5 protein-coding genes and 1 pseudogene are annotated in these 7046 nt (G+C 72.6%); all 6 read left to right on the forward strand.

From position 1 onward, the window contains the following. Positions 1–317 precede the first annotated feature (317 nt). The 6 genes and pseudogenes from ACZ5OX_RS20170 to ACZ5OX_RS20195 all read left to right on the forward strand — a co-directional run bounded on the left by ACZ5OX_RS20170 (position 318) and on the right by ACZ5OX_RS20195 (position 6913). Complete coding sequence (locus ACZ5OX_RS20170; RefSeq protein WP_465631607.1) at positions 318–1424, forward strand: LLM class flavin-dependent oxidoreductase; 1107 nt, start codon at positions 318–320, stop codon at positions 1422–1424. 20 nt (positions 1425–1444) lie between these two features. After that, positions 1445–2068 carry a CE1759 family FMN reductase gene (locus ACZ5OX_RS20175; RefSeq protein WP_449806701.1) on the forward strand — a complete coding sequence of 208 codons (624 nt, stop codon included), beginning with the start codon at positions 1445–1447 and terminating at the stop codon, positions 2066–2068. 197 nt (positions 2069–2265) lie between these two features. Next, entirely contained in the window at positions 2266–3792 is a 1527-nt protein-coding gene (locus tag ACZ5OX_RS20180; protein ID WP_465631609.1) for an FMN-binding glutamate synthase family protein, read from the forward strand. A 275-nt stretch (positions 3793–4067) separates the two neighbouring features. Then, a pseudogene (locus tag ACZ5OX_RS20185) lies at positions 4068–4640 on the forward strand (carbohydrate binding domain-containing protein); the annotation flags it as partial. Positions 4641–4682: 42 nt separating this feature from the next. Beyond that, positions 4683–5786, forward strand: a complete 1104-nt coding sequence (locus tag ACZ5OX_RS20190; protein WP_465631891.1) for a chitinase — start codon at positions 4683–4685, stop codon at positions 5784–5786. 128 nt (positions 5787–5914) lie between these two features. After that, complete coding sequence (locus tag ACZ5OX_RS20195) at positions 5915–6913, forward strand: quinone oxidoreductase family protein (protein ID WP_465631611.1); 999 nt, start codon at positions 5915–5917, stop codon at positions 6911–6913. Positions 6914–7046: the final 133 nt, after the last annotated feature.

A 7046-nucleotide genomic window follows, 5' to 3' on the forward strand; every position in this document is an offset into this window, starting at 1 on the left:
CCCACCCAGGGCCCGAGCCCGTCCGGCGTCGCCCGCCCGGCGCGGCAGGAGTGGGCCAGGCGTCCACGGCCCCGGCCGGATCGGCGGGGCGTCACGCCAAGGACAGTAGCCCGCGGTCGGCGGGAGGTTCTGCCCGCTCTGCGCCCGGGACTGTTCCGACAACGCACGAGCACGGCCACCCCGGCCCGTCGCCGACGGCAGTGCGCTGCCGGGCAACTGGCGATGCGTTGCGAAGTCCGTCCGCCCGTCGTCGGTTGCCTAGGTTTCGCTGGGCGGCCCGACCGGGCCGCGACCAGCCGAGGGATAGGCGAAACCCCATGCAGTTCGGGATATTCAGCGTCGGTGACGTGACGGTCGACCCGACCACGGGCCGGGAACCGAGCGAGCGCGAGCGCATCAAGGCGATCCTGGCCATCGCGCTCAAGGCCGAGGAGGTGGGCCTGGACGTCTTCGCCATGGGCGAGCACCACAACCCGCCGTTCGTCCCGTCCTCGCCGACGACCATGCTCGGGTGGATCGCCGCGAGGACCGAGCGGATCGTGCTCTCCACCGCGACCACCCTGATCACCACCAACGACCCGGTGAAGATCGCCGAGGACTACGCGATGCTGCAGCACGTCGCCGACGGCCGCGTCGACCTGATGCTCGGGCGCGGGAACACCGGCCCGGTCTACCCGTGGTTCGGCCAGGACATCCGCCAGGGCATCCCGCTCGCGGTGGAGAACTACGCGCTGCTGCGCCGGCTGTGGCGCGAGGACGTGGTCGACTGGGAGGGTCGCTTCCGTACCCCGCTGCAGGGCTTCACCGCCACCCCGCGCCCGCTGGACGGCGTGCCGCCGTTCGTCTGGCACGGCTCGATCCGCAGCCCCGAGATCGCCGAGCAGGCCGCCTACTACGGCGACGGCTTCTTCCACAACAACATCTTCTGGCCGCAGGAGCACACCCGGCGGATGGTCGAGCTCTACCGCGAGCGCTTCGCCCACCACGGCCACGGCACGCCCGAGCAGGCGATCGTCGGCCTCGGCGGGCAGGTGTTCATGCGGAAGAACTCCCAGGACGCGGTGCGCGAGTTCCGCCCCTACTTCGACAACGCCCCGGTGTACGGCCACGGGCCCTCGCTGGAGGAGTTCACCGAGCAGACCCCGCTGACCGTGGGCAGCCCCCAGGAGGTCATCGAGCGCACCCTCGGCTTCCGCGAGGCCGTCGGCGACTACCAGCGCCAGCTGTTCCTGATGGACCACGCCGGTCTGCCGCTGAAGACCGTGCTGGAGCAGCTCGACATCCTCGGGGAGGAGGTGGTGCCGGTGCTGCGCGAGGAGTTCGCCAAGGGCCGGCCCGCGACCGTTCCCGACGCCCCCACCCACGCCACGCTCCGGGACGACGCTCCCGCCACGCCCGGGGACGACGTCCCCGCCACCTCCTGACCAGGACGGAGTTCTTCCCCATGGAACCGACCTCGCCGATCACCCTGGCCGTGGTCTCGGGCGGCCTCAGCCTGCCCTCCTCCACCCGCCTGCTGGCGGACCGCCTCACCGAGGCCACCTCCGCCGAGCTGGCCCGCTCGGGCCGTGAAGTCCGGGTGCTGGTGCACGAGTTGCGCCCGCTGGCCACCCCCGTCTCGCACCACCTGCTGTCCGGCTTCCCCTCGCCGTCCCTGGGCGACGCGCTGGAGCAGGTGAGCACGGCCGACGCGCTGATCGCCGTGTCCCCGATCTTCTCCGCCTCCTACAGCGGACTGTTCAAGTCGTTCTTCGACCTGCTCGACCCCGGCGCCCTGGAGGGCAAGCCGGTGCTGATCGGCGCGACCGGCGGCACCGCGCGCCACTCGCTGGCCCTGGAGCACGCGCTGCGTCCGCTCTTCGCCTACCAGCGCGCGCTCGTCGCTCCGACCGCCGTCTTCGCGGCCTCCGAGGACTGGGGCGGTACGGGCGACAGCCGCACCGACACCCTGCCGCGGCGGATCGAACGGGCCGGGGCGGAGCTCGCGGCGCTGACCCTCGCGGCCCTGGCGAATCCGCGGCGGGCCGACGGCCCGACCGTCACCCCCTCCGCGCTCGGCTTCCACTGACCCGGCGCGCGCCCCCGGGGATCCGCTCCCGCCGTCACGAACCCGACGGCGGGAGCGGCCGCGTGTCCGGGCCGCCCGGTGCGGCCCCTGACCGCCGACCCGTCGACCGGGACTCTTAACATCATCTGGCACCGTTCGACGGACGCCGATGCCCGCGAGCCCGCGTGCCCGCCGTCCGACACCGAGGAGGAACGTCCATGCAAGCCCGGAAGATCGGCGCGGTCGCCGCGTCAGCGGTGGCGGTCCTGGCTGCCCGCGACCTCGTCCAGAAGAGGCACGCGCTGCTCCGGAACTTCCCGGTGGTCGGGCACGCCCGGTACCTGCTGGAGCGGATCGGGCCGGAGCTGCGGCAGTACATCGTGACCTCCAACGAGGAGGAGCGCCCCTTCAGCCGTGACCAGCGCACCTGGATCTACGCGTCGGCGAAGGAGGAGAACAACTACTTCGGGTTCGGGACCGAGGTCGACGTCGAGCACGTCCAGGGCCACGCCTACCTGAAGCAGCGCACCTTCGCCGGCACGCTGCCCGACACCCACGACCCGCAGGCCGCGCTGCCCTCGGCCAAGGTGCTGGGCGGGCCGCGCGGGCGCGCCAGGGCGTTCCGGCCGGCGAGCGTGGTGAACATCTCGGCGATGAGCTTCGGCTCGCTCTCCGGCGCGGCCATCACGGCGCTCAACAAGGGGGCCGCGCTGGCGGGCACGATGCACAACACCGGCGAGGGCGGCCTCTCCCCGTACCACCGTAACGGCGGCGACCTCGTCCTCCAGCTCGGCACCGCGTACTTCGGCTGCCGCGACGAGGACGGCAGCTTCAACCTGGAGAAGCTGAAGGAGGTGGTCGCCGGCGCCCCGGTCAAGGCGATAGAGATCAAGCTCTCCCAGGGCGCCAAGCCCGGGCTGGGCGGGATGCTTCCGGGCGCGAAGGTGACCCCGGAGATCGCCGGGATCCGTGGCATCCCGGTCGGCGAGGACTGCGCCTCCCCGTCGCGGCACACCGCGTTCGGCGACGTCGACTCGATGCTCGACTTCGTCGAGCTGCTCGCCGCCGAGACCGGCCTGCCGGTCGGGGTGAAGAGCGCGGTGGGGGAGATGGGCTTCTGGCAGGAGCTGGCCAGCCTGATGGCGCGCGGTGACCGCGGGGTCGACTTCGTGACGATCGACGGCGGGGAGGGCGGCACCGGGGCGGCGCCGCGGATGTTCGCCGACTCGGTGTCGCTGCCGTTCCGGATGGGCTTCTCCCGGGTCTACGGCACCTTCGCCGAGCTGGGGCTGACCGACGACCTGACCTTCATCGGCTCCGGCAAGCTCGGGCTGCCCGAGAACGCCGCGGTGGCCTTCGCCCTCGGCGCCGACACGATCAACGTGGCCCGTGAGGCGATGCTGTCGATCGGCTGCATCCAGGCGCAGAAGTGCCACACCGACAAGTGCCCCACCGGCATCGCCACCCAGAACCCGTGGCTGGCCCGCGGCGTCGACCCGGCGTCCAAGGCCGACCGGACCGCCAACTACCTGCGCACGCTGCGCAGGGAGCTGCTGAAGGTCTCGTCGGCCGTCGGCGTCGCCCACCCCGGGCTGATCACCGCCGACGACGTCGAGATCCTCAACGGCGACTACGAGGCCCGCACCCTGGCCGGGGTCTACGGCTACAAGGACGGCTGGGGCGAGCTCGGCCCGCAGCTGGCCGAGGAGATCACGGCGCTGATGACCGCCCCGCGGACCGCCTGACGCCCCCTCATCGGAGCCGCGGTCGCGGCCCGAGTTCGGCCTCCAGGGCGCCCGCACCGACCCGGATCGGTGCGGGCGCCCTGTCATGACGGTCGGAAGCATGCGCGGAAATTGGTCCAGACCTCAAATGGTCCAGACCTATTGACGTGCCTTGCCGCCCCTCCTACGATCCGGTCCGGCACTGCTCCGCACATCCCCCCACTTCACCCAGAGCCGGGCGTCACGCCCCCACGCGTCGGTCATGTCCATGACGCTCGGCGGAAAGGGAGCACAGCATGTTTCGTCGGAGGTCACACACGCCGCGCCCGTCGGGCGGGAGCGAGCCGCTCGGAACTCCCCGGCCGCGGCGGGCGGCCGTGGAGCGCGCGACGCGGAGGGACCGGACCGGCCGCGCCCGGCCCGGGTCGACCGTCCTGCACCGCTCCCTCGCCGGGGTGAGCGCCGCCGCCGTCATCGGGGCCGGCCTCGCCGTGGCCGGCACCACCGTCACGGCCGGGGCCACCACCCCCAACCTGGTGGCCAACCCCGGCTTCGAGAACGGACTCTCCGGCTGGACCTGCTCCGGCGGCACCGCCGCGGCCGTCGGCAGCCCGGTCCACTCCGGGGCCGCCGCGCTCCAGGCCACGCCGACCGGCCAGGACACCGCCCAGTGCAGCCAGACCATCAGCGTGCAGCCCAACTCCCAGTACACGCTGAGCGCCTACGTCCAGGGCAGCTACGTCTACCTGGGCGCCACCGGCACCGGCAGCGGCAGCGACCCGTCCACCTGGACGGCGAGCAGCGCCTCGTACGGCCGGCTCAGCGTGGGCTTCACCACCGGGGCGAACACCACCTCGGTCACCGTCTACCTGCACGGGTGGTACGGGCAGCCCGCGTTCTACGCGGACGACGTGTCGCTCACCGGCCCCGGCGGCAGCAGCCCCTCGCCGACCGCCACCACCCCCACGACCCCGCCGCCCACCAGCACCCCGCCGACCACCCCGCCGCCCACCAGCACGACGCCGACCACGCCGCCGCCCACCACCACCCCGCCGGGCGACACCTGCCCCACGAAGCCCAAGCCCTCCGGCAAGGTCCTCCAGGGGTACTGGGAGAACTGGGACGGCGCCTCCAACGGCGTCCACCCCGGCATGGGCTGGGTCCCCATCACGGACAGCCGGATGGCCGCGCACGGCTACAACGTCATCAACGCCGCCTTCCCGGTGATCCTCTCTGACGGCACCGTGCTGTGGCAGGACGGCATGGACACCAACGTCAAGGTCTCGACCCCCGCCGAGATGTGCCAGGCCAAGGCGGCCGGGGCGACGATCCTGATGTCCATCGGCGGCGCCGCCGCGGGCATCGACCTGAGCTCCAGCACCGTCGCCGACAAGTTCGTCGCGACCGTCGTCCCGATCCTCAAGAAGTACAACTTCGACGGCATCGACATCGACATCGAGACCGGCCTGTCCGGCAGCGGCGACATCAACACGCTGTCCGCCTCCCAGGCCAACCTGATCCGCATCATCGACGGCGTACTCGCCCAGATGCCCGCAGGCTTCGGCCTGACGATGGCCCCCGAGACCGCGTACGTCACCGGCGGGAGCGTCAACTACGGCTCGATCTGGGGCGCCTACCTGCCGATCGTCAAGAAGTACGCCGACAACGGCCGGCTGTGGTGGCTCAACATGCAGTACTACAACGGCAGCATGTACGGCTGCTCCGGCGACTCCTACCAGGCCGGCACCGTCCAGGGCTTCACCGCGCAGACCACCTGCCTGAACAACGGCCTGACCATCCAGGGCACCACCGTCAAGGTGCCCTACGACAAGCAGGTGCCCGGCCTGCCGGCCCAGCCCGGCGCGGGCGGCGGCTACATGGACCCGGGCCTGGTCGGCCAGTCGTGGAACGCCTTCAGCGGCTCGCTGAAGGGGCTCATGACCTGGTCGATCAACTGGGACGGCTCGAAGGGCTGGAGCTTCGGCGACAACGTCAAGCGCCTCCAGGGACGTTGACGTCCCGGTGACACGCTGCTGAGAGTCCCGCCGCGCGGGACGCGGGCCCGGCGGTTGTTCGGCGTTTTGTTCAATGACCGAGAGCCGAACCAGAACAACCCCGGTGCGCTACACCGGTAGCGCACGGGATGGACGAGACGGACGAGAAGGGCGAGGTGACCGTGGAGGGGAGCGGGATGCGCGCGCTGGTGATCCACCGCTACGGCGGGCCGGAGGAACTCCGCGTCGAGACGGTGCCGCAGCCGCAGGCAGGACCGGGCCGGGTGCTGGTCGACGTCACCCTGGCCGGCCTCAACTACGCCGACCTGGAGTGCCGCACCGGCGAGTACCTCCGCTTCCCGCTGCCGGCGGTGCTCGGCGTCGACGTGGTCGGGCGGCGCCGCGAGGACGGCCGGAGGGTCGTCGCGCTGCTGCGCACCGGAGGCGGGTACGCGGAGGTGGCCGTCCCCGAGGCGGCGCACACCGTGGAGGTGCCGGACGACGTGGACGACGAGCAGGCGCTCGGGCTGCTGGAGCAGGGGGCGACGGCCTACGGCGCGCTGACCCTGGCGGGCCGGCTGCGGCCCGGCGAGGCCGTCGCGGTGACCGCGGCCGCGGGCGGGGTCGGCCACCTGGCGGTGCAGCTGGCCAGGGAACTGGGCGCGGGCCGGGTGGTCGGCCTGGCCTCCACCCCGGAGAAGCGGGAGTTCGTGCGCTCGCTGGGCGCCGACACCGTGCTCGACCCGGCCGACCCCGACCTGGCCGAACGGCTCGCGGAGTCGGGCGGGCTGGACCTGTTCCTCGACTCGGTCGGCGGCCCGGTGCTGCGCGCCGGGCTGGCCGCGCTGGCCCCCTTCGGGCGGCTGGTGTCGGTCGGGGCGCGGGAGGGGGTCGAGGACTGCTTCACGATGGGCGAGCTGACCGAGCGCTCGGCGGGGGCGCAGGGCTTCTGGCTCAAGCACGTCCTGACGGACCGGAAGCTGTTCGAGGGCGTCGCCGACCACATGTTCCGGCTCGCCGCCGAGGGACGGCTGGTGGCGCGGATCGACCGGACGGTGCCGCTGTCCGGGGTGGCCGGGGCGCACCGGGCGATGGCCGCGCGGGAGACCGTGGGCAAGGTGCTGGTGGACGTCCGCCGCGAGGACTGAGCGGTACGGGGGCGGCCGGCCGGCCGCCCCCGGCGCAAAAGGAACAAAAAGGTCAAACCCCGGGGACCGTGTGTTGGTTACGGCCCCCCTCACCTCCCTACAGCACTGGGACTAAAGAGGGAGGAGAAAAGGG

The organism is Kitasatospora sp. NPDC032121 (genome assembly GCF_055580145.1).

Coding starts and splice junctions, on each gene's coding strand:
- ACZ5OX_RS20170 (WP_465631607.1), top strand. CDS start 318: ATGCAGTTCGGGATATTCAGCGTCGGTGACGTGACGGTCGACCCGACC.
- ACZ5OX_RS20175 (WP_449806701.1), top strand. CDS start 1,445: ATGGAACCGACCTCGCCGATCACCCTGGCCGTGGTCTCGGGCGGCCTC.
- ACZ5OX_RS20180 (WP_465631609.1), top strand. CDS start 2,266: ATGCAAGCCCGGAAGATCGGCGCGGTCGCCGCGTCAGCGGTGGCGGTC.
- ACZ5OX_RS20195 (WP_465631611.1), top strand. CDS start 5,915: ATGGACGAGACGGACGAGAAGGGCGAGGTGACCGTGGAGGGGAGCGGG.